The following is a 21,345-nucleotide window of genomic DNA, read 5'->3' as shown; positions in this document are numbered from 1 at the left end:
AACAACAAGGATTATTTTGTCTCAAATTAAGTGGCCCAAGCACAATGCTGATTATTAGTTTAACTATTATTGCCAGTTTATTTTATGTGTTAGCAACGTCTCACGTGCTTTCACGCCTGTTTCATCAACAAGGCCCAAGCCAAAAAGTAACCGTTATTTTAAGCACGGTTGCTATAGTGGCGCACATGCTGCTGTTAGTTAACTCTGTTTTTAGAGCCGACGGTCAAGATTTAAGTATCGTAAACGTCGCTCTTTTGACGTGCTGGGTGATTGTGGTCTCGGTGACGGCTGTCTCGCTAAAATTCCCTGCAACTTTATTGTTGCCCGTTGTTTATGGTTTTGGTGCCTTACTAACCATTGCCAGTTTATTTATACCTCATCATATTTTATTGCAAAGTATTAATATTGAGGTGGGTTTAGTAACGCACATCTCTTTATCTTTGTTAGCCTACTGTATTTTAATTATCGCTACTTTATATGGTGTACAGTTTTACTTTATTGATAAACGTTTAAAACGTAAAGATTTAGCAATTGTGCATAGCCATCTTCCGCCTTTAATGGTTGTGGAGCGCCAGCTTTACCAACTTCTTAATTTAGGCACTATATTACTCACATTTGCATTACTTTCAGGGTTTGTATTTCTTGATGGAATGTTCGCTAAAGAGTTCATTCATAAAACAATATTATCGTTAGTTGCGTGGGCTATTTTTGCCGTTGTAGCTATCGGGCATATGAAAAAGGGTTGGCGCGGTAAACCGGTGGTTATTACAATCATGGTCGCTGCATTTGTCCTCACACTCGCTTATTTTGGCAGCCGTTTCATACAAGAAGTGATACTAAATAAGTTTTAACTTGACTCTGCTTGCTCACTCTAGCTTAATACGCATTGATTTATAAGAAAAGGATCCATCGTTGGACGACATATCGACAAGTACCCTATTTATCATTTTAGGTTTTTTGGTGCTTTTTTCTGCTTATTTTTCTGGTTCAGAAACCGGAATTATGTCAATCAATCGTATACGCCTGCGACACCTCGCTAAAGAGGATCATCGTGCAGCTAAACGAGTCAGTAAATTACTTAGCCGTCCAGATAGGCTCATCGGTTTAATCTTAATCGGTAATAACCTTGTTAATATTGCAGCAGCCCAAGTTGCAACCATTATAGGTATTCGTCTTTATGGTGACCTCGGTATTGCAATAGCTACAGGTGTGTTAACTTTAGTTGTGCTTATATTTGCAGAAGTAACCCCTAAAACCCTTGCTGCTCTTTATCCTGAAAAAGTTGCCTTTCCAAGCTCTATTATTTTAAAAGGGCTACTTAAAATAATGTTCCCTTTTGTGGTTGTTATTAACTGGATGACCAACGGAATATTGCGATTATTTGGTATTAGTGCCGCACAAATCGACGAACACAGCATGAGTAAAGAAGAATTAAAAACAGTACTCAATGAGTCAGGCGCACTTATTCCTGCTCGTCATCAAAGTATGCTGACTTCAATTTTAGATTTAGAACAAGTAACCGTTGAAGATATTATGATCCCACGAAACGAAATTGTGGCCATTGATATTAATGACGATTGGAAACTAATTAGTCGCCAGCTTACTCATGCACAACATACTCGTGTGTTGTTGTATCGCGATAATATAGATGATGCAGTAGGTTTTATTCACTCACGTGATGCGCTTCGTCTACTTACAAAAGAGCAATTTGATAAACCATCTTTGCTACGAGCTGTACGTGAAATTTACTTTATCCCTGAAGGAACATCACTAAATACTCAGCTATTAAAGTTTCAGCAATCTAAAGAACGCATAGGCTTAGTGGTAGATGAGTATGGCGACATCCAAGGCCTAGTGACCCTAGAAGATATTTTAGAAGAAGTTGTTGGCGATTTCACAACTACGCAAACTCGTACGCCGAGCGAAGAAGTAGAAACACAAACTGATGGCTCATGTATTGTGGATGGCGGCGCTAACGTACGCGATTTAAATAAAGAAATGGGTTGGGATTTCCCGCTCGATGGACCTAAAACTCTGAGTGGTTTAATTGTTGAATACTTGGAGAATATTCCTGATGCAAATATTAGTCTGCGTATCGCGGGATATCCTATTGAAGTACTCGAAGTAAAAGAAAATATGATAAAACAAGTGAAGATACTGCCGAATAAGCGTTCTCGCTAAATAAAAAAGGAGCCAATTGGCTCCTTTTTTATATCCATTAATAATTATCTAGCCAAATATAAGACGTTCAAACCAACCTTTATCAAGCTCTTCTTCGCAGTGTTTTAATTGCGCACCATAACGGCTCGCTCTGTGCTTAACTTTGTTCGCAACACCCATTAGCCACTTTTTCTTTTTGTACGTGCCACGCTTATACCCACCCCAACCTTCATGATAATTAAGGTATTGTGCGTAAGCATCCCATTTAGATATTTTATTTACTTTATGCGTTTTATAAACAAACCACGCCATAAAGTCGATTGCATCGTCAAAGTCATCTCTATCAGCACCGTTGTTGCCTGTTTCACGAATATAATCAGACCATGTAGGTGTTTTAGCTTGCGAGTAACCATAGGCATCACTTGCGCGACCGGTAGGAATTATCCATAAGAAGTACTCCATAGGCGGAGCGGCATCATGCTTAAATGAGCTTTCTTGGTACATCATACTCATGAGTACATGCTTGGGAGAACCCCATTTTTCTTGTGCATCTTTTGCGTCGAAATACCAATCTGGCTTTTCTTCAAAAATTTTACATAAATCGTTAGGTTGCTTTGGAGGTGCTGTAGCACAACCGGCTAAAGTAATGGCGAGAGATAGGATAATTGCATTTTTTTTCATTTTTCTAAGATCTCACAGAACTTTTTTATAAAGTGTGGGTCTGACTCAATGAATGCAGCAGTACAGCATTAATTCATCCCTGAATATATTTACGCAGCCAACTTAGGCTGCGTTTTTTTTTGCTTAAATGTTGCTAAATACCAAGGTTATTTACCGTCAAAATACGCATCTAAAAACGCGGTAAATGACTGGGTATCTGCTTGCTCAATTGCAGCTTGTGCTTCGTTAGACTCTACAACTTGTTGTTCCAGCCAAGGCTTTAAAAACTCGCTGTAGTCAGTATCTGCGTGGCTTTGCTTATATTTACTAGCCAATGCTAGTGCAAAGTGGCCGTTGTCTAAACCAGACTCTTTTAATTGTGACACGTAACGTCCAGAGTAAGTAAGCTCTGGATTATGTATCCACGTTGCCATGCGCTTTATAGTATCTGAGTAATAGTTAACACCATAAGCATTATCCATCCATTTAGCGACATCTGTAAGCTGGGTAAATATTTCATCGCCCCACGACTGAAGGCTACGCTGTGTGTTATTAAAGTTAAGCATTAGCCCTTCTTCTCGACCTTGGTTTACTACTGTGTCGAGATTTTCAGTACTACGTGCTTGTTCTTTCCAATCCATTGGAGCTGAATCTTTTAATAAACAATACGTTAAAAACACATCTAAAAAGTGAATTTGCTCAATATCAATACCAACTTCGCTAAACGGGTTAACGTCTAATGCGCGAATTTCTACGTATTCAATGCCTGCTCGAAGCAATGCATCCGTTGGCGTTTCGCCACTTTTCGCATTGCGCTTAGGACGAATTGGCGAGTAAAATTCGTTTTCAATCTGCAGAATATTTTTATTTAACTGCTTAGGGTTTTTACTCTTATAGTCATCAAGATCACCATAAATTTCTGATGGTGTGTTGATTGCTTTTTTAAGGCCCGCTACATATTCATCTAACGAGTTATACATTACGCGTAGTGACGACTGAGCGCTATTTGTATAACCTAAATTACCTAAACGCAGTGCTGTACCAACTTCTAAGTAAAGCGTGCCTTTACCTAGTTTTTTAAATGGTAAGTCAGTTTTTCGACCTTGCAAAAATGAGTTACACAATGCTGGCGATGCGCCAAACATGTAACTTATTAGCCATAGTTCGCGTTTAAAGTTACGAATAAGCGATAAGTAGCCTTCTGAAATAAAATCTTGAAGGCTTGCATTGCTTTGTTGTAACGAATGAAGTGACTGCCAAAGCGTATCTGGGAATGAAATATTAAAGTGAACACCTGCAATTGCTTGCATCATACTACCGTAGCGATTTTTTAATCCTTCACGGTATAGTGTTTTCATTTGACCAGTATTTGAACTACCAAACTGAGCTAGCACTATATCGTCTTGGTGCTCAATAAAACACGGCATGCTAATGGGCCAAAGTAGTTCATCGCCCATTTTTTCTAGAGTGAACTTTTGAAGGTCTTTTAATTGCTTAAGCGTTTGTGTTGACGATTCACTAACTGGAGTAATAAATTCAAGTAAAGACTCAGAAAAATCAGTTGTGATATGGCCATTAGTTAACGCACTGCCCACACCTTTTGGGTGACCTTGAGGTGATATTGCACCATTATCTTGTATTCTTAGCGACTCTCGCTCTATGCCACGTTTAATGCCTTTAACTGCATGTTGGTGCTCATTTACTGATAACGCTTCAAGTGCGTTTGCTAAATCATGTGTTGTCAAAAAATCTTTCCTCGGGCCACGTGGCTTAATCATAAGGTTATGGGGACTAATTACTTAGACTCAAGATTAATACCAATTTTATTGAAAATATGATCATTCTATCGCATTAAATAGCGCACTCACTGCGTTAAAAATTATTCATATAGAACAACTATATGTCATAATTTTCGCCTTGTTATTGTGCTATTTTCTTAGCGCTATAATTGATCACTTATTTAATGCAACTGGTATAAATTGCTAGAACAATATAATTTTTCTAAGTTAATAATTATTTACCCACTCTATACATGCGCTCAATATGACCAACATCATTATATTAAGTCGTAATATTGCCATTGCTCTGGGCATTATACAAATGCTTTAAATGCGTATTTAAGTATAAATTAAATACGCAAAATATAAGCCTAAAATAATAGACCGGAACTTATTTAAAATGAGTTCAATTTAGCTACTCGATATTTAAATTTGATCTAGATCAATAAAAACAATTATTTGCCTTATGAGCATAAAAGGAAAGACGCTATTTTTTGCTTTGTAGTGTGTAACCAATATAATGACAGCAACAATAAAGGATGATAATAAACATAATGCACAATGATAAAAGCTTAAAAAATGAAGAAGTATACTTTGATGAGTCACAAGAGCTTGTTTCTACTACCGACCTCAAGGGTGTAATAACATACGTCAATCAAGAGTTTTGCTCTGTAGCAGGTTATAGCGCACAAGAGCTTATCGGTCAGCATCATAATATTGTTCGTCACCCTGATATGCCAAAAGCGGCCTTTAAAGAAATGTGGGCAACATTAAAACAAGAGCACTCGTGGCGCGGCATGGTTAAAAACCGCTGTAAAGATGGCCGTTATTATTGGGTAGATGCCTTTGTAACCCCTATTTTTGAGCATAGCCGACTTGTTGGTTATCAATCAGTAAGAACTAAAGCAAGCTCTCAACTTAAGCAACGTGCACACGCTCTTTACAACAAAATAAATACCAATAAGTCATCATTTTATCTGCGAGAACACACCACAATAAGACAAGGCATTACTTTTATATGCCTATTACTTTGGCTGATTTTTATTGCTGTTACGGGATCAATCTCTATAGCTGTAATTAGCCTACTTATTTGCGTTTTGGTTATTGCGCTAAATTATGATGAACTGATTGTTACTCCTAAAATATTACGCGAACAAAAAGCAAAAGCCGATTCAATCTCTCGCTATATTTACAGCGGCCACACACCGCATAGCGTAAGTGATTATAGAGAGCAAATGCTAAGCGCAAAATTGCGCACGGTTCTTGGCCGTATGAAAGACTCTACATTAAGCTTTAATGGCATCGCGACTGATCTAGATAAACAATCAACACTTACTGAAAAAGGCATTTCTTCGCAAGGTGAGCGTTTAGAACAAATTGCATCAGCGATGACTCAAATGAGTTCTACCATTGGTGAAATATCAGTAAATACCGCTCAAACAGCTGATAAAGTGAATAACACCCACCAAAGCTGCTCTGAAATAAAAGACCATATTGCCGATAATAGTAAAATGGTATCTGATTTAGCTTTTCAAGTAGAAAAGGCTGCAACCACAGCCACCAGCTTAGCCTCTGAAGCAGATAAGATTGGTAAAGTAATGAGTGAAATAGAGGGAATTGCCGATCAAACTAACTTACTTGCCCTTAATGCAGCGATTGAAGCAGCTAGAGCGGGAGAGCATGGGCGAGGCTTTGCTGTAGTAGCCGACGAGGTAAGGACCCTTTCGTCACGTACTCAAAATGCTACAACACAAATCCACAGTTCTATTAAAGAAATACAAGATACTTTATTTAGCTGGTCTAAAGTAATGCAAAGCACTAAAGCACAAGCCGATAATTGTGTGCTGACAACCGATAAAACTCAAGTTGAATTAGAGGGGATTTTTATCCAAATCAGTGAAATATCTCATTTAGCAATACAAATATCATCTGCTGCAGAAGAGCAACAAATGGTTAGTAATGATATTAGTAATAATGTTTCGCAAATTAAAGACTTTGGAGATAACAACTTAAGCTTAAGCTTTAATGTTGCAAAAGGAGCAGCTGAACTTGTTGAAGGTTCACGTAGGGTGAACGATTTATTACTAACTTTTAAAGTTTAACAAACATAAAAAAGCCGCTATTTTAGCGGCTTTTGAGTTTAATTATTTACAATTAACGCTTGGAAAATACCAGAGAGTCGTCATTTGCATCAATAACGATCACGCAACCTGGTAAGTAGTCTCCATTGAGTAACTTTTGTGCCAGCGGGTTTTCAATCGTTTGTTGAATAGCACGCTTAAGCGGACGTGCACCGTACACAGGATCAAACCCACTTTCTGCTATTCGCTCAAGAGCAGCATCGCTTATTTCAAGCAGATATCCCATCTCAGTTAAACGCTCACGTAATTTCATTAACTGAATATCAGCTATTTCTTTTATATGCTCGTTTGCTAACGGGTGGAACACGACAGTCTCGTCTATACGGTTAATAAATTCAGGCCTAAACTCATTAATTAATACTTCCATTACTTTAGCTTTAAGGGTCGTGTAATCATTATTACCCGCTTGCTCTTGGATAATATCTGAGCCTAGATTTGAGGTCATGATAATAACGGTATTTTTAAAATCAACGGTTCTACCCTGCCCGTCAGTTAATCGGCCATCATCTAATACTTGCAGTAAAATATTAAACACATCAGGATGCGCCTTTTCTATTTCATCAAGCAATATCACTGAGTAAGGTTTACGACGAACAGCTTCTGTTAAATAACCGCCCTCTTCGTAACCCACGTAACCTGGAGGAGCCCCTACTAGACGTGCGACTGAATGTTTTTCCATAAACTCAGACATGTCGATACGCACCATGGCATCTTCGGTATCAAACATAAAACCAGCCAGTGCTTTTGTCAGCTCGGTTTTACCCACACCAGTTGGACCTAAAAATAAGAAAGAACCAATAGGACGATTAGGATCTGCAAGCCCGGCACGTGAGCGTCGTATTGCGTTAGAAACAGCAACAACCGCTTCATCTTGCCCTATTACTTTACTGTGTAACTTATCTTCCATTTGCAGCAGCTTTTCACGCTCACCTTGTAGCATTCTTGCAACAGGAATTCCTGTCCAGCGAGACAGTATTTCAGCAATTTCATCCTCACCTACTTGGTTTTTAAGCAGAGTCATTTCTTGCATTTCGGCTTGTGAGGCTAAATCAAGTTTTCGTTCAAGTTCTGGAATTCGCCCATATTGCAGCTCTGACATACGCTGTAAATCACTTGCTCTTCGCGCTACATCTAAATCTAATCTTGCTTGTTCAAGCTCGGCTTTAATTACTTGCGTGCCTTGAAGTGATGCTTTTTCAGCATTCCATATCTCGTCTAGCTCACGATATTGCCCATCAAGGTCGGTGATCAACTCTTGCATTTCAGCTCGGCGTTTTTGACTTGCTTCGTCTTTTTCTTTCGCTAGCGCATTATCTTCTAACTTTAGCTGGATGATACGGCGTTCAAGCTTGTCTAACGATTCTGGTTTGGAGTCAATTTGTAATCGAATTGAAGAACCCGCTTCATCTATTAAATCAATCGCTTTATCGGGTAACTGACGGTCACTAATGTAACGATGAGATAACTGCGCCGCAGCAACAATCGCGGGGTCAGTAATTTCTACTGAATGATGTAACTCATATCGCTCTTTTAAGCCACGTAATATTGCAATGGTATCTTCAACAGATGGCTCTTCAATAAGTACCTTTTGGAATCGACGCTCAAGAGCTGCGTCTTTTTCTATATATTTACGGTATTCATCAAGCGTGGTTGCGCCAACACAGTGTAATTCGCCGCGTGCTAATGCTGGCTTTAACATATTGCCTGCATCCATGGCGCCGTCACTTTTTCCTGCACCTACAATAGTATGTATTTCATCAATAAATAAAATGACTTGGCCTTCTTCTTTAGCCAATTCGTTTAATACTGATTTTAAACGTTCTTCAAATTCGCCACGGTATTTAGCACCCGCAACTAACGCCCCTAAATCAAGTGATAGTACGCGTTTATTTTTTAATCCTTCAGGTACTTCACCATTAATAATACGCTGTGCTAACCCCTCGGCGATTGCTGTTTTACCAACACCTGGTTCACCGATTAATACAGGGTTATTTTTAGTGCGGCGTTGTAGTACCTGAATCGTGCGGCGAATTTCGTCATCGCGACCAATAACGGGGTCAAGCTTACCTTGCTCTGCTCGCTCAGTTAGATCAATCGTGAATTTTTCAAGCGCTTGACGTGTTTCTTCGGCATTTGGGTCATCAACTTTTTGACCGCCGCGAATCGCTTTAATTGCAGTTTCAATTTTAGTCGAGGTAATATTTAACGACCTAAATATATCGCCAAGTGGACCTTTATCATCGCATGCCGCCAGTACAAATAATTCACTTGAAATATATTTGTCTTTGCGTTTTTGCGCGTACTTATCACATAGATTAATAAGTGATGCCATATTGTTTGATAGCTGGACGTCGCCACCTACACCTTCTACTTTAAATAATTTTTCTATTTCTTGTGAAAGCTTGGTGTTGAGTTCGTCAGCGCTGACACCCGTTTGTGCAAATAATGCACGTACACTAGAGCCACTTTGCTTTAGTAGTGAATACATTAAATGTACGGGTTCAATAAATTGATGATCGCGACCAAGGGCTAGCGATTGCGCATCAGAAAGCGCAGATTGAAATTTACTTGTAAATCTATCTAAACGCATGGTGTTACCTATTAAATAATCTAATTGCTTAATTAATGGGTATGTTTAGGTGTTTGTTCAAGGTGTAGGGGGAAATATAATGATTAAAGATGTGAATTACTTGCGCCAGATCAAACTAGCCATACGTCCAGTTTGTCCATCTCGCCGATAAGAAAAAAATAAGTCACTTTGAGAGACTGTGCAGTAGTCGCCACCCGTAATATTTTTAACGCCTTGCTGGGTAAGTAAAGTACGCGCAATACCATAGATATCAGCAAGATATTTACCATTAGTTTGTAGTGTAAATGCTTGAATAAATAAAGGGGACCTTTTTTGAAATAACTCAAACACTTCAGCCCCAACCTCAAATCGAGTTGGCCCAATTGCAGGCCCTAACCACGCATTTATATTTTCACACTTTGAGCTAAAACATTCCAAAGTATTTTTAATAATTCCCTGCTCAAGTCCTCGCCAGCCGCCATGTATAGCTGCAACTTCTTTTTCATCATCACTGACTAATAAAATAGGTAAACAATCGGCGGTCATTATAGCCAAAGGCTGATTTAATAACTGAGTATAAAGCGCATCAGCATCGTGTAACTCATCAAAATCAAAATGTTCATCAACAATAACAACATTAGAGCTATGAACTTGATTTAGCCACACGGCAGGTTTAGGTAGGAGATTTGTTAATAATGAGCGATTTTTTGATACATGATTTTGATTATCACCAACATGGAATCCCAAATTAAAACTTTTAAATGGGATTTTTGAAACACCACCTCCACAAGTAGTACTTAACGTTCCCACTTTATGAAGGTTTTGCCATGTCGCTGACAATAAGTGCATTATCTATCGATATCAGGATTAGCTTTGGTATCTTCACGTAATGCGAGTGTCATAGCAACCATATCATCTGGGATAGGTGCTTGCCATGTCATCATTTCACCCGTGATTGGGTGCGCAATACTCAATTTTACAGCATGTAGTGCTTGGCGTCTAAAGCTACGAAGTAACTCAAACAACTCAGGTGTTGCGCCTTTAGGTGGACGCGGACGGCCGCCATAAGATTGATCGCCAATTAGCGGGTGATTTAAATGTGCCATATGCACACGAATCTGGTGAGTACGACCTGTTTCTAAGCGCAAACGTAAACGAGTATGAGCACGGAATTTCTCAGCAACACGGTAATGTGTAATTGCCGGTTTACCCAGTTCATGTACTGCCATATGCGTACGCTGAGTCGGATGGCGGCCAATCGCTTTTTCAACCATACCACCTGCGGTCATAGTACCATTACACAGTGCTTCATATTCACGCGTGAAGTTTTCACGCTTTTGTAGCGCTGTTACTAAATGCGTTTGTGCTGGAATCGTTTTAGCTACAACCATTAAACCGGTCGTGTCTTTATCTAAACGATGCACAATACCCGCGCGTGGTACGTTAATTATTTCAGGGTAGTAATGTAGTAATGCGTTTAGCACTGTTCCATTAGGGTTACCCGCACCAGGGTGAACCACTAGGCCCATTGGTTTATTAATTACCAAAATATCATCGTCTTCATAAACAATGTTTAATTTGATATCTTGTGCTTCGTATTCGCGTGGTGCTTCAATTGTTGTTTCAACACTTACAACTTCACCACCTAGTAGCTTTTCGCGTGGAGTGTTGAAAATTTCACCGTCTACGGTGATTTTATCATCCAATATCCACGTTTTTATACGAGAACGTGAATAATCAGGGAACAATTGTGCTAATACTTGGTCTAGACGTTTACCACCTAATTCGGTTGGAACGTCGGCTTGAAGAGAAATTTGCTCTGACATTAGTAACTTTACCCAATTTACCAGTGCAAGCTTTGCTCGACTGGGTTAGAATCGCTTTTAATAAAAGCATAATATAATACGCATAGTTTACTCGGTTTTACCGACTTGGCCTAGCCGAAGACATCGAAGGTAACAAATAAAATGATAAATAAAATAGGGAAACGTGCATTTGCCATTGTTTTTTCAGTTTCTGTACTTAGTTTAGGCGCTTGTTCGTCTGCTCCAGACCAAGAAGACATTCAACGTGTACCGAATAAATCTGCACACGCTTTATATGAAGATGCAAAAGAAACACTAGATTCTGGTTTATATGCTCGCGCAATTGAACTTTTGAGTGCAATAGATTCTCGCTACCCGTTTGGCCCATTCTCTAAACAAGTACAAATGGACTTAGTGTATGCACATTACCAATCAGGTAATACTGAACAAGCACTTGCAACCATTGACCGCTTTATCCGCTTAAATCCAAACCATAAAGACCTAGATTACATGTATTACATGCGTGGTTTAGTAAACATTAAAGCAGATAAAAATGCGTTCCAAGAGTACTTTGGTGTAGATAGAGCCGACCGTGATGCTAACCGTACACGTGTTGCATTTACCGATTTATCGACACTAGTAAAACGCTTTCCGAAAAGTGATTACGCGCCTGAAGCTAAGCGTCGTTTAGTATGGCTTTTAAACCGTATGGCACGTTATGAATTAAAAGTAGCCACTTACTATTATGAGCGTGAAGCTTATTTAGCTGCTGCTAATAGAGGTAAGTTTGTTGTTGAACACTACTCACAAAGCAGTTACTTAGATCCCGCGCTTGAAATGATGGAAAAAAGTTACGACCAATTAGGTTTAACTGAGCTTAGTGAGCACGCAAAGCAAACACGAAGACTAAATAAAAGAACTAAATAAACAAAAAGGCGCTTAGTAAGCGCCTTTTTACTGCGTAGAAGAAAATCTTAAATCGCCTCTTCATCTTCCTCAGCAGTACGAATACGTATTACACGCTCAACATCAGTGACAAATATTTTACCGTCACCGATTTTTCCTGTTTGTGCCGTTTTTACAATAACTTCAATTGCACGGTCTACATCTTCATCAGTCAATACAATATCAAGTTTTACTTTAGGTAAAAAATCAACCATATACTCTGCGCCACGATATAACTCAGTGTGACCTTTTTGACGTCCAAAGCCTTTAACTTCGCTTACCGTCATACCTGTAATACCTACATCAGACAATGCTTCACGCACATCGTCTAACTTAAAAGGTTTGATAATTGCTTCTATTTTTTTCATATTAATTACTTTTGAAAGCTCCAGTTGCCTCGATTTTAGACAATCATGATGCTCATAGCAAACAAAGCGATTGAATTACGGTGATAAAACAACCGATCATGGTATAATTTATTGTATAAAAATAGCGATACTTAAATGACTAGCAGTAAATGAGATTAATATGAAAAATAAACAAAACGGATTCACTCTTTTAGAACTCATGGTAACCGTTGCTATCGTTGGGATCATTGCATCCATTGCGATCTGGAATAGCAGCGATATGCTAGAAGAAAATAGAGCTGAGAATTTTTTGTTGGAATTAAAAAGAAGCATTACTTATGCACGCTCTCAAGCGGCAAGTACGGATGAAATAGTTATTTTATGTCCCGCACAAGAAGGCGCTATTAAACAAGCTAAAGATGAGTTTGAATGTGAACCAGAATGGGACACGAATAAAATCATTGTTGTTTTTGTTGATGCTGATAACAATGGAAGTTATAACGTAGCTAACGATGCCTTGTTGAGAGTTATAGAGGATATTCCTGCAACTGATAGCCTTAGTTATAGTGGTAACGAGACAAGTCTTCGTTTTAATACCAGTGGTCGTATTACAACAAATCCGGGAGACTTTATCTATTGCCCTAATAGTGATAATGAAAATAACAAAGCTTTAACAGTATCTCAATCTGGTACTTCTTTTTATACTGGTGATACAGCTCAGACTTGCGGTTAAAAAACATACAAATTAATCTTGTCATATTTGTATCATTTACTAGACTGAGTTAATCATTTATTAACTCAGGTCTTCAAGGATGAGATTATCAATATCAAAAAACAAGGGAGTGACACTTCTTGAATTAATGGTTTCAATTGCTGTTGTCAGTGTAATCAGTCAATTATCGATGTGGTTTTATCCAGACTTCTTGGCTAAAAACCGATTAGATAACCATGTGAATCTACTACACCGAAATATAAATTATGGCCGTCTTTACGCAATTGAAAATGGTACTTACGTCACGCTTTGCGCACTAAAAGGCAGTCAATGCACAAAGGACGAGTGGGATGGTCAAATGTCACTATTTATCGACAAAGATAAATCAACGACTCTAGATGATGATGAGTTACTCTTAAGCACTTTCGAGGATGTTCATGATGCTGATACTTTAGAGTATCCGCGCAACGCCATTACATTTCGTCCAGATGGTTCTTTAAATGGTTTTCAAAATGGGACTTTTATATATTGCCCCAATAGCGATAAAGCCAATCTCGAAGGATTGGCTTTATCTGTAAGTCAAACGGGTAGAATTCGCATCAAATCAACTGATAAGTGTCAGAAGAAGTAATCTAGGCTATCGACCCCAGCAATAGTCAACATCTGAGTCTCCTTTAGACCCTTTTGCACCTTTGAGGCCTGTGTCAGTAATTGTAAGCTCTTTACAATCATTATCGCCTTTTACAGCACCGTCTATAGGTTTAGCTGTAATAGTGAAGGTATTGCTATCGACTACCTTTATGGATAGCTCAAAATGGCCATTTTCGGTTTTACTTTGCAATCCTAAATCAGTAAATGTCTCTGTATATTCCCTATTATCGACAAAATATTGCTCTTCCTTGTTTGCAGCATCTAACAATGCTGCAGCAGCTTCAGCGCGCGAAGCACGCTTTACATATTCAGTATAGTTAGGTAGCGCAATTGAAGCGAGTATGCCGACGATAGCAACGGCTATCATCAGCTCAATTAAGGTAAACCCGTGTTGTTTTTTCATCTAATTTCCTTAATTATTAACTTCGTCATTTTCTTCACGTTTATAGATATATGTTTGTTGGGTTTTAAAGCCAAACCCTACTGCATTGTCATTAACCAACACAACTTTACCATCAACAACAGTTAAACCAGGACCTTTTATTTCTACAGGTTTCATTGGATTTTCCGCATTTTCACCTTTAATACCAGGCCCAATTAAATAAAACTGACTTTCTTGTATTACGTCAACTGTTGGGTTGTCATCACATTTACCATCGCCATTACCATCTACACATGAAGGGCTTTCACCAAAGTATAACTGAGGTGTGTCTGGTACATCATAGCTGGTTGTAAATTTAAGGTCGTCATACACCTTAGTACCGTAATGTAAGTGAAAAGCGTATAAAGAACCGCCACCACCACTTAGCGAACATTGATTTTCAGTCGATGTATCTGATGCAGGTGTGAAGCTTGTAAAATAGGCAACACCTCCAACAACTGTGGCAGCAGCTAGCGACTTTTCACCCGTTCCTAACTCATATCTCCAGCCATTAAATTTAGCCAAGTCTACTTCTAAGTCAACAAAATCATCAACGTCATCTAGGGCATTACCAAATGGATCTGAGTTCATTTGCATTAAATCAGCAGGCACAATAGTATCTGGTGCATTCGTTTTATACGATTTAGTAACCGTATTTTCATCTCTGATCATAAACAATTGATCTTTTTCATTGGTGCCGGTTGGTTTTGAGCGATTACCACTGCCGATAACTATGGCATCATACGGTGTATCTAAGCGTGTTATAACGGTGCTACCATTAACTGTTGACTCGCTTACTTTACTATAAATTGTGCGTGCTACGAGTGGTTTATAGAAAAAGCGTCTGTCTTCAGTTGCTTTATTACTACCAAGTTCAGCTAATTTATAATGGCTAAACTCGCTAGTGTTTCTACCTGGCATATCTACACGCCAAATATCACCTCCGGTATCTGCCGCATAAATTCGGTCTATATATCCATCATAATCTGAGTCAAGCGTGGTTATATCTGCAGCAATACTATGCTTACCTTTAAAGCCATTAATATCCGGTGTTAATGCCCACACCCTTTTACCGGTTTCAGCTTCAACAATATAGATACCTCGCCCTATATCATCATCACTACGAATAGCTTCATCTTTATTTGTATCGTATCCAGCACCAAAAACTAATAAGGGTTTATCCCCAAACGCTTTAATGTAGGCTATTTGTGGCTTTGACCAGGTTTGTGCAAGCTCTTTAAAATCACCTTTACCACCTTCGATTGGAGCGTCCCATAATTTTTTCGGTATGTTCGGGTTTGTTATATCAAGTCCGTAGTAATTTTTACCACCGCGACGCATCCCCGCAAAAGCCCACACTTTATCGTCGCCACTCGCATCAATAATACCGTCATTTAAACCATCACTATTTAAGTTTTTATTATCAAAATAAATACTAATAGGACCATCCATACCATATACTTTCGTATCGGCTTGATTTTCACGTAGAGGTTCAATAATGTTGTATAAAGCAGATGGTATAAATGCCCAACTTTCACTTACACTATCATCTGAATCCTTAAACATATGTAAAAAGCCAGCATTAGTTCCTATCAAAACTCGAATATCATCATTACCATAATCGATTGCAACAGGTTTAGAATGCAGAGGGTCACCAAAAATATCTTTGCGCTGGTCAACGCTAGACCCATCGCCATCTTCATCATCAACGTCTATACCCATTGCCCATTTGATATCATTACTCGATAAGCTTAGCGGATTGTTATCGACTAAATTGAGAATATCACTCACAACTGAGGTATTAAAATTTACTATAGATCCCTGATTGTCAGTGTATAAATTACGGCTATCTGAATCTAATGTCGTTAAATGAAGGTTCACACCACCTTGTGCAACTAAGTTACCATCTGCTGGCTCCCCACTTGGCAACCAAAATGTTTCTGCATTTTCGTCAATTAAACCATTCTCATCAAGTGCCGACAATCCTTTTGAGTCAACAATTTGATTCCCTGATACTTTCAGTTTTTTTAAGTTTCCACGCCAACGAGCACCGGTTTCAGGGTAAAACATGGCAAAATAAACAGCATCCCGGCTACGAGTTTGATCTACATTATTACTCGCAACTGAAGGCGATGAAAAACTATCATTTACTTCTCTAATTCTTGAAATAGTATTTTTTAATGCTTCAGATAAAGCTTCTGAAGTTCGCGCCTCTAAGTACTGGCCTCCACCAACTGATGCAGCTTTCTCTAGTAAGTCGATACCGCCTTCGCTCATTCCTGTGCCAAAGCCAATGGTAAAAACTCTACCAGTATCTAGCACATCACTTGTATCAGAGTATAAATCTACTTTTGTATTATTTGTTCCATGTATTATTTTTGATAGAGCAACTAAATAGCTATTAGAATAATCACCGCTCACAAAAGGGATTGAATCATTAAATAAATTATTATGTACACTTTTAATCTGATCATCACGACCATCATCGTTAGTAGGGTCTCCATCAGTCATCAAAATAATATTAATTGAGTTATCGCACCTGAGAGGATCTCCTGATTCCTTTTTAAATGGTGACTTATAAGTTCCATTAGCATCGGCTGCTTTATCTCTGCTGTTAATACCATACCCATAATAAAGGCTTTGCCCAGTAATATACCTATACGCCTCCCATAATGTTTCAGTTAAAGGAGTTGCACCACTTGCAGGCAAATCGTCAACTTCATTAAGTAAAGTGTTTTTGTTAGCACCAAGCCTTGCTAGTACATAGCCACCTGAACTTTCTCTAAATCTCATTAAACCAAAATCAATATCATCATTATCGGTAATAAGTTGGCTAACAGCGTTTTTTGCTACTAATAAGCGGCTATCTTCACAAACAGCTTGTGCATATCCGTTTACAGACTTGTAACATTGCTGTGTGTAACTAAAGTAAGTCTGACTTTTAAAACAATCTGATGTATAAAACTGTCCATTTTGATATCGACGATAACACTGGCCTCCATCTACAACATCCCAGGCCATACTCCCAGAGGTATCAAATATCATTAACACTCTTGGATTTTCGTCTGTCTCTACATCATGATTTACATAAAGCTCAATATCCTCAGCGAATACCGACATACTTATTGTTAAGCCAAGCAAAGAGGCTAACACTTTGTTTAATTTAAATTTCATCTTAAATCCCCTTGCTTACGCTGGCCATTTCTTGTGCTATACCTGTAACAATAGTTAGTTCATGCTTACTTTTAGATCCATATTCTATTGTGGTGGCAACCTGTAACATATTGCACGATATACCTGCAGTAAAATTAAAGCGTCGAGGACATTCTAAATCTAACGCCCCCTTGTTCAGGTTAGTCATTTTGCTTTGCATATCTGCATGATTTGCAATCACCATACCTTTGTCATCACCATCCGCGATTGCAGTTACTTCATCGGGAGTCAGGAAGAACTGATTATTAGCGCCTTGATTTGCCTCATCAGAGATCATGCGCTGCACTTCACCAATGAGTTCATTTTCGGCCACTTCGCGCTCTTGTGCTGCATTGGTAATTTTAATATCAATACTACTACTGCTCATAAGCGTTACAGCAATACCGGTCACTGCAATAACCATTATTAAAGCTGTAATTAGAACTACACCTTGCTGTTTTTTTCGTGATTGTTTTAAATACGCCATAAATTTGATCCAACATTATTTAATCGAATAGTAGTAGTAAACACAGTACGTCTAAAATTATCGGTAAATGTTAATACACGCTTATCTTCATCCTCACCTAACGTATAAGTTTGGTTTTTAATTTTAACTCCTGGGTCTGGCTGTAATGCGCGTATTAATAAAAAAACCTGAACAGTTAAAATACCTTTACGATTTTCCCAATCTGTATACTTCATATCTTGAATACTTCGGTAGGTATCTACACGATTATCACTGTTAGTATCAAGACCAAAAACAAACCGCATGTTCTCAACACCTTCCATAATAGTTTCTGTGTTGATGCTTCCACCAACCAGGCGCTTTCTCATTAATGCAGGTACAGTTAAATTTTTATTATTAACTTTATAAGTTTGTTCTGATAGATAATAAACATGATGGCTGTAAGGCCAAACGGTTGCATTAACATTAAGAGTGGCAGCGTTAACCGTTCCACGGAAAAATTGAGCTTTCTCTTGCTCAGCTACAAAGTAGTTTTCATCGGCCTGAGTCTCATTAGTTACTGTATTAACTGTTAAACTCTTACCTTGTAAAAATTTTAATTGAATAATGTCAGTGCTTTTAATCGGATTATTTAGGCAGTTAAGCTCTTTTGATTCTCCAGCAACCTTTGCGTAAATAGTTCTAAAATTACTAGCTGTAGCAAAATCAGGAAAACTCCCATTATTTAATCCTTCAAAGCAGTCTGTTCCAGGGTTTGCTAGTGTATCTGTATTTACTGCAGTGAACGAATCGTCATAATAAGTTCCCCAAAAGCCAATTTGTTCAATATCACGTTGCATTATGTTAATTGCAAGGCGCCCTGATTCTTGAAGTTCACCAATAGTCATCGTATCTTTAGTGGTTACTTTCATACCTATATAGGTGAACATAACGCCACCTAGTATTAATCCACCAATAAATAATGAAATCATCATTTCTACAAGTGTAAAACCTTTTTGCTTCATGTTAGCTCCTAAGGTAAATGTAACTAGTTAAAACAACTAAGCGGCGCTTTTTGTCAGCCGTTCCACACTTTATTGCGCCAGTAGCATCATTTGCATTAAACTCTTGTCGACCTTGCCACGAAACAATTACTTCTAAATTAAATGCCTTACCACCCGAGCCAGCAACTGCTGTAGGTGCAATACATACGGTAGCACCATCTAAAGACCCCGTATTTTCTCGAGCTCTTATAGCCCTTTTCCACTGCTCAAGATCTAAGGCCGCAACTTGCGCTGCGCTACAAGTATTTGTAAAGCACGTTTGCGAGGTTGTCGTTGCAGTTTCACTATCAAATGTTTGTGTGTACAGTCCGGCTATTTGAGGGGTATCGTTAGCACGGATACGCTGCACAATATCATTACCAAGTGCAACTGCAGCAGCACGTTGCATAGAATCAAAGCTTGCTTGCTTTGCTTTTGCTTGCAGGGCAACTGCGCCTAAAAGGCCAAAACTAAGAATAATAAATGCAATTAACACTTCAATTAGAGTGAAGCCTCTTTGCACTTTTGTTTGAGATGACTGCATAGTAGAACCAAATAAAAATTATCTGATTATAAGTTTATGCTATTTATTTGAGGAATCAATGAGGACTAAGACAAGCGGTTATATTTGTTGATAAACGGTTAATTAAATCGGCTCATTCAACAAAACAGTAGTAATTAAGTGTAAATGCATTTAAGTCAGAGGCAACTTAATTGCGAAATAAGTCTAAAGCGTATTTTTAACTAATTTAAGCTCGCGGCGGCTCACTGGCAATAACTCACTGCACCCTTGTAGCTCAATCATATGATTGCCATTCCCTTTTGAATGCAAGGCTATTACTTTTTGTTTATTCACTAAAGTATTGCGGTGAATTCGTAAAACATATGCGGGATATTGCAGCTCTAATTGCTTTAGGCTTTGCTCCAGTAAAGCTTCTCCACCCGAGAATATCATTTTGGTATACTTTTCTTCGGCACTAAAGTACAAAACATCATTTATATCAACACTACGTAGAGTACCAGCTAGCTGATAAGAGATTTTTACATTTTGTTGTTTTTGAATATGTACTTTATTTAAACGCCCAACTTGCTTAAGCACCTTTTGCAGTGATTGCACTGAAATAGGTTTAACTAAATAACCTGCAGCGCTTAATTGTAAAGCATCGAAGGCATGCTCAGGGTGGGCAGTTATAAAAACAATAGCAGGAGGTAGAGTTAAACTATTGAGCTCATTAGCAACTTGTAAACCATTCATACCAGGCATATCAACATCTAAAAAAATCAAATCTGGCGTTTGCTTTTTAGCAAGTACTAGGGCTTCATTACCATTACTTGCCTCACCTTGTACAACTATACTTTTATCGTGTGTTAACAAACGGATTAAGCGAGATCTCGCAAGAGGTTCATCATCAACAATGAGCACATTCATACACGGCCCTCAATTAGCTTAGGTATAACGACCTTGACCCTAAACACATCATTTTTATTAGTAATTGTTAGCTGCGCTTTATTTTTATAATAAATATTTAATCGCTGGCGAATATTTTCAAGCGCCATTCCGTTATTAGGCCTAGTTTGAGCATTAGAAATTGTTATAGGGTTAGAAACAATCATGGTTATATAGCCGGTAGTGATATGTAGCTCTACTTTTATTTCTGCACCATGCTCACTTGTTTCAACGCCGTGGCATACCGCATTTTCAATTAATGGCTGCAGGGTTAAGCAAGGAATGCTCAATGCGGGTAGTTCATTAGGTATTTGCCAATCAACTCTTAAGCGATTACCAAAACGCCACGTTTCAAGTGCGATATATTGCTTACTCAACGTTATTTCATCTTCAAGAGATACATTCTTCCCCGAGTGCATTGCAGCCTGCGATAAGGCGGCTAATGCTAAAATAGCCTGCTCTGCCGCATCGGTATCATGATGGGTAAGCTCTGCAGCGGTGTTTAAACTATTATATAAAAAATGAGGACGTATTCTAGCTTGCAAGGCATCAAGCTCAGCTCGAGAAAGCGCTTTAGTTTGCTGCTCTTTTTCAAAATGAATTAATAAAAACTGGACGAATAAAGCCGCCAGTAAAGCCACTATAATGCAATTGCGAAGTGTGAAATAAATTAGGTTATTTGTATCATCTATATCAAAAGCAAAATGAGAAAATAAAATACTAAAAATACAGGTAGATAATAAAAAAAAGGCAAAAAATAGACTTAATTGAAAAGTTTGAGTACGTTTTTGTAAGAAAAATCTACAGAAGTATAAAGAAGAGGTACCGGCTAAAACAATTAAATGCATAAACAAACTAATGATCCCAAGTCGTAGCCAAATATCTCCTTCTACATTAGGTGCAAAAGCTAAAACAATAGCAATAACTTGAGAAACAATAAGCGTGGCTAATACGCCTCGCTCATTAAAAAGAGCCGAAAAAAGCAAACCATCATTTTGAAGTGACTTGCTCATAACGACTCTCCTTTAA

At 38.4% G+C, this 21,345-nt stretch carries 19 protein-coding genes; 6 read left to right on the top strand and 13 right to left on the bottom strand.

The genetic code is table 11. From position 1 onward, the window contains the following. Positions 1 to 44 precede the first annotated feature (44 nt). Both ccsA and GQR38_RS02630 read left to right on the top strand, forming a co-directional pair. Complete coding sequence (gene ccsA, locus GQR38_RS02635; RefSeq protein WP_024593585.1) at positions 45 to 851, top strand: cytochrome c biogenesis protein CcsA; 807 nt, start codon at positions 45 to 47, stop codon at positions 849 to 851. Between the two features lie 61 nt (positions 852 to 912). Further along, on the top strand, positions 913 to 2,181 hold the full coding sequence (locus GQR38_RS02630; protein WP_007581396.1) for a CNNM domain-containing protein: 1,269 nt from the start codon (positions 913 to 915) through the stop codon (positions 2,179 to 2,181). A 48-nt stretch (positions 2,182 to 2,229) separates the two neighbouring features. On the opposite strand, the gene GQR38_RS02625 is transcribed toward GQR38_RS02630, so the two are convergent. Next, complete coding sequence (locus tag GQR38_RS02625) at positions 2,230 to 2,841, bottom strand: transglycosylase SLT domain-containing protein (protein ID WP_010554629.1); 612 nt, start codon at positions 2,839 to 2,841, stop codon at positions 2,230 to 2,232. 146 nt (positions 2,842 to 2,987) lie between these two features. Further along, positions 2,988 to 4,565, bottom strand: coding sequence for a glutamate--cysteine ligase (gshA, locus tag GQR38_RS02620; protein WP_165721331.1), 1,578 nt, complete (start codon positions 4,563 to 4,565; stop codon positions 2,988 to 2,990). 587 nt (positions 4,566 to 5,152) lie between these two features. Here gshA and GQR38_RS02615 point away from each other — a divergent pair. Next, positions 5,153 to 6,700 (top strand): PAS domain-containing methyl-accepting chemotaxis protein, encoded by a 1,548-nt coding sequence (locus GQR38_RS02615; RefSeq protein ID WP_165721330.1) that lies wholly within the window; start codon positions 5,153 to 5,155, stop codon positions 6,698 to 6,700. Positions 6,701 to 6,752: 52 nt separating this feature from the next. Here GQR38_RS02615 and clpB read toward each other — a convergent pair whose 3' ends face one another. The 3 genes from clpB to rluD form a co-directional block, all read right to left on the bottom strand. Next, a complete protein-coding gene (clpB, locus tag GQR38_RS02610; protein WP_007581388.1) occupies positions 6,753 to 9,329 on the bottom strand; it encodes an ATP-dependent chaperone ClpB in 2,577 nt (858 codons plus the stop codon). 96 nt (positions 9,330 to 9,425) lie between these two features. Beyond that, the gene (gene pgeF / locus GQR38_RS02605) at positions 9,426 to 10,157 is read right to left on the bottom strand and encodes a peptidoglycan editing factor PgeF (RefSeq protein ID WP_165721329.1); all 732 of its coding nucleotides are present in this window, start codon (positions 10,155 to 10,157) and stop codon (positions 9,426 to 9,428) included. Continuing rightward, positions 10,157 to 11,134, bottom strand: a complete 978-nt coding sequence (gene rluD, locus GQR38_RS02600; protein ID WP_007581384.1) for a 23S rRNA pseudouridine(1911/1915/1917) synthase RluD — start codon at positions 11,132 to 11,134, stop codon at positions 10,157 to 10,159. The genes pgeF and rluD overlap by 1 nt, the downstream gene beginning before the upstream one ends. A gap of 141 nt (positions 11,135 to 11,275) precedes the next feature. Between rluD and GQR38_RS02595 the strand changes: the two genes are divergently transcribed. Further along, the gene (locus GQR38_RS02595) at positions 11,276 to 12,040 is read left to right on the top strand and encodes an outer membrane protein assembly factor BamD (protein ID WP_007581382.1); all 765 of its coding nucleotides are present in this window, start codon (positions 11,276 to 11,278) and stop codon (positions 12,038 to 12,040) included. 47 nt (positions 12,041 to 12,087) lie between these two features. On the opposite strand, the gene glnB is transcribed toward GQR38_RS02595, so the two are convergent. Next, positions 12,088 to 12,426: a nitrogen regulatory protein P-II gene (gene glnB, locus GQR38_RS02590; RefSeq protein WP_002962211.1), complete on the bottom strand. Its 339-nt coding sequence runs from the start codon at positions 12,424 to 12,426 to the stop codon at positions 12,088 to 12,090. A gap of 160 nt (positions 12,427 to 12,586) precedes the next feature. On the opposite strand from glnB, the gene GQR38_RS02585 reads away from it, so the two are divergent. Next, positions 12,587 to 13,138 carry a GspH/FimT family pseudopilin gene (locus tag GQR38_RS02585; protein ID WP_121954429.1) on the top strand — a complete coding sequence of 184 codons (552 nt, stop codon included), beginning with the start codon at positions 12,587 to 12,589 and terminating at the stop codon, positions 13,136 to 13,138. A gap of 79 nt (positions 13,139 to 13,217) precedes the next feature. Continuing rightward, entirely contained in the window at positions 13,218 to 13,748 is a 531-nt protein-coding gene (locus GQR38_RS02580) for a GspH/FimT family pseudopilin (RefSeq protein WP_024589415.1), read from the top strand. Positions 13,749 to 13,754: 6 nt separating this feature from the next. Here GQR38_RS02580 and GQR38_RS02575 read toward each other — a convergent pair whose 3' ends face one another. The 7 genes from GQR38_RS02575 to GQR38_RS02545 all read right to left on the bottom strand — a co-directional run bounded on the left by GQR38_RS02575 (position 13,755) and on the right by GQR38_RS02545 (position 21,329). Continuing rightward, positions 13,755 to 14,171 carry a type IV pilin protein gene (locus GQR38_RS02575; RefSeq protein WP_024607276.1) on the bottom strand — a complete coding sequence of 139 codons (417 nt, stop codon included), beginning with the start codon at positions 14,169 to 14,171 and terminating at the stop codon, positions 13,755 to 13,757. Positions 14,172 to 14,180: 9 nt separating this feature from the next. Next, positions 14,181 to 17,363 carry a PilC/PilY family type IV pilus protein gene (locus GQR38_RS02570; protein WP_165721328.1) on the bottom strand — a complete coding sequence of 1,061 codons (3,183 nt, stop codon included), beginning with the start codon at positions 17,361 to 17,363 and terminating at the stop codon, positions 14,181 to 14,183. A 1-nt stretch (position 17,364) separates the two neighbouring features. After that, positions 17,365 to 17,868 carry a hypothetical protein gene (locus GQR38_RS02565; RefSeq protein ID WP_007581376.1) on the bottom strand — a complete coding sequence of 168 codons (504 nt, stop codon included), beginning with the start codon at positions 17,866 to 17,868 and terminating at the stop codon, positions 17,365 to 17,367. Beyond that, the gene (locus GQR38_RS02560; RefSeq protein WP_007581375.1) at positions 17,856 to 18,851 is read right to left on the bottom strand and encodes a PilW family protein; all 996 of its coding nucleotides are present in this window, start codon (positions 18,849 to 18,851) and stop codon (positions 17,856 to 17,858) included. Before GQR38_RS02560 ends, GQR38_RS02565 begins: the two co-directional genes overlap by 13 nt. Position 18,852: 1 nt before the next feature. Continuing rightward, positions 18,853 to 19,413: a type IV pilus modification protein PilV gene (pilV, locus tag GQR38_RS02555; RefSeq protein WP_007581374.1), complete on the bottom strand. Its 561-nt coding sequence runs from the start codon at positions 19,411 to 19,413 to the stop codon at positions 18,853 to 18,855. A 183-nt stretch (positions 19,414 to 19,596) separates the two neighbouring features. Then, entirely contained in the window at positions 19,597 to 20,298 is a 702-nt protein-coding gene (locus tag GQR38_RS02550; protein WP_165721327.1) for a LytTR family DNA-binding domain-containing protein, read from the bottom strand. Next, the gene (locus GQR38_RS02545; RefSeq protein WP_165721326.1) at positions 20,295 to 21,329 is read right to left on the bottom strand and encodes a histidine kinase; all 1,035 of its coding nucleotides are present in this window, start codon (positions 21,327 to 21,329) and stop codon (positions 20,295 to 20,297) included. Before GQR38_RS02545 ends, GQR38_RS02550 begins: the two co-directional genes overlap by 4 nt. Positions 21,330 to 21,345: the final 16 nt, after the last annotated feature.

This window comes from Pseudoalteromonas sp. c7(2019) (assembly GCF_011378625.1).
GTDB classification, from domain to species: domain Bacteria; phylum Pseudomonadota; class Gammaproteobacteria; order Enterobacterales; family Alteromonadaceae; genus Pseudoalteromonas; species Pseudoalteromonas arctica.
Note: the sequence above shows the minus strand (reverse complement) of the source record. Positions and strands in the feature narration are given on the sequence as shown.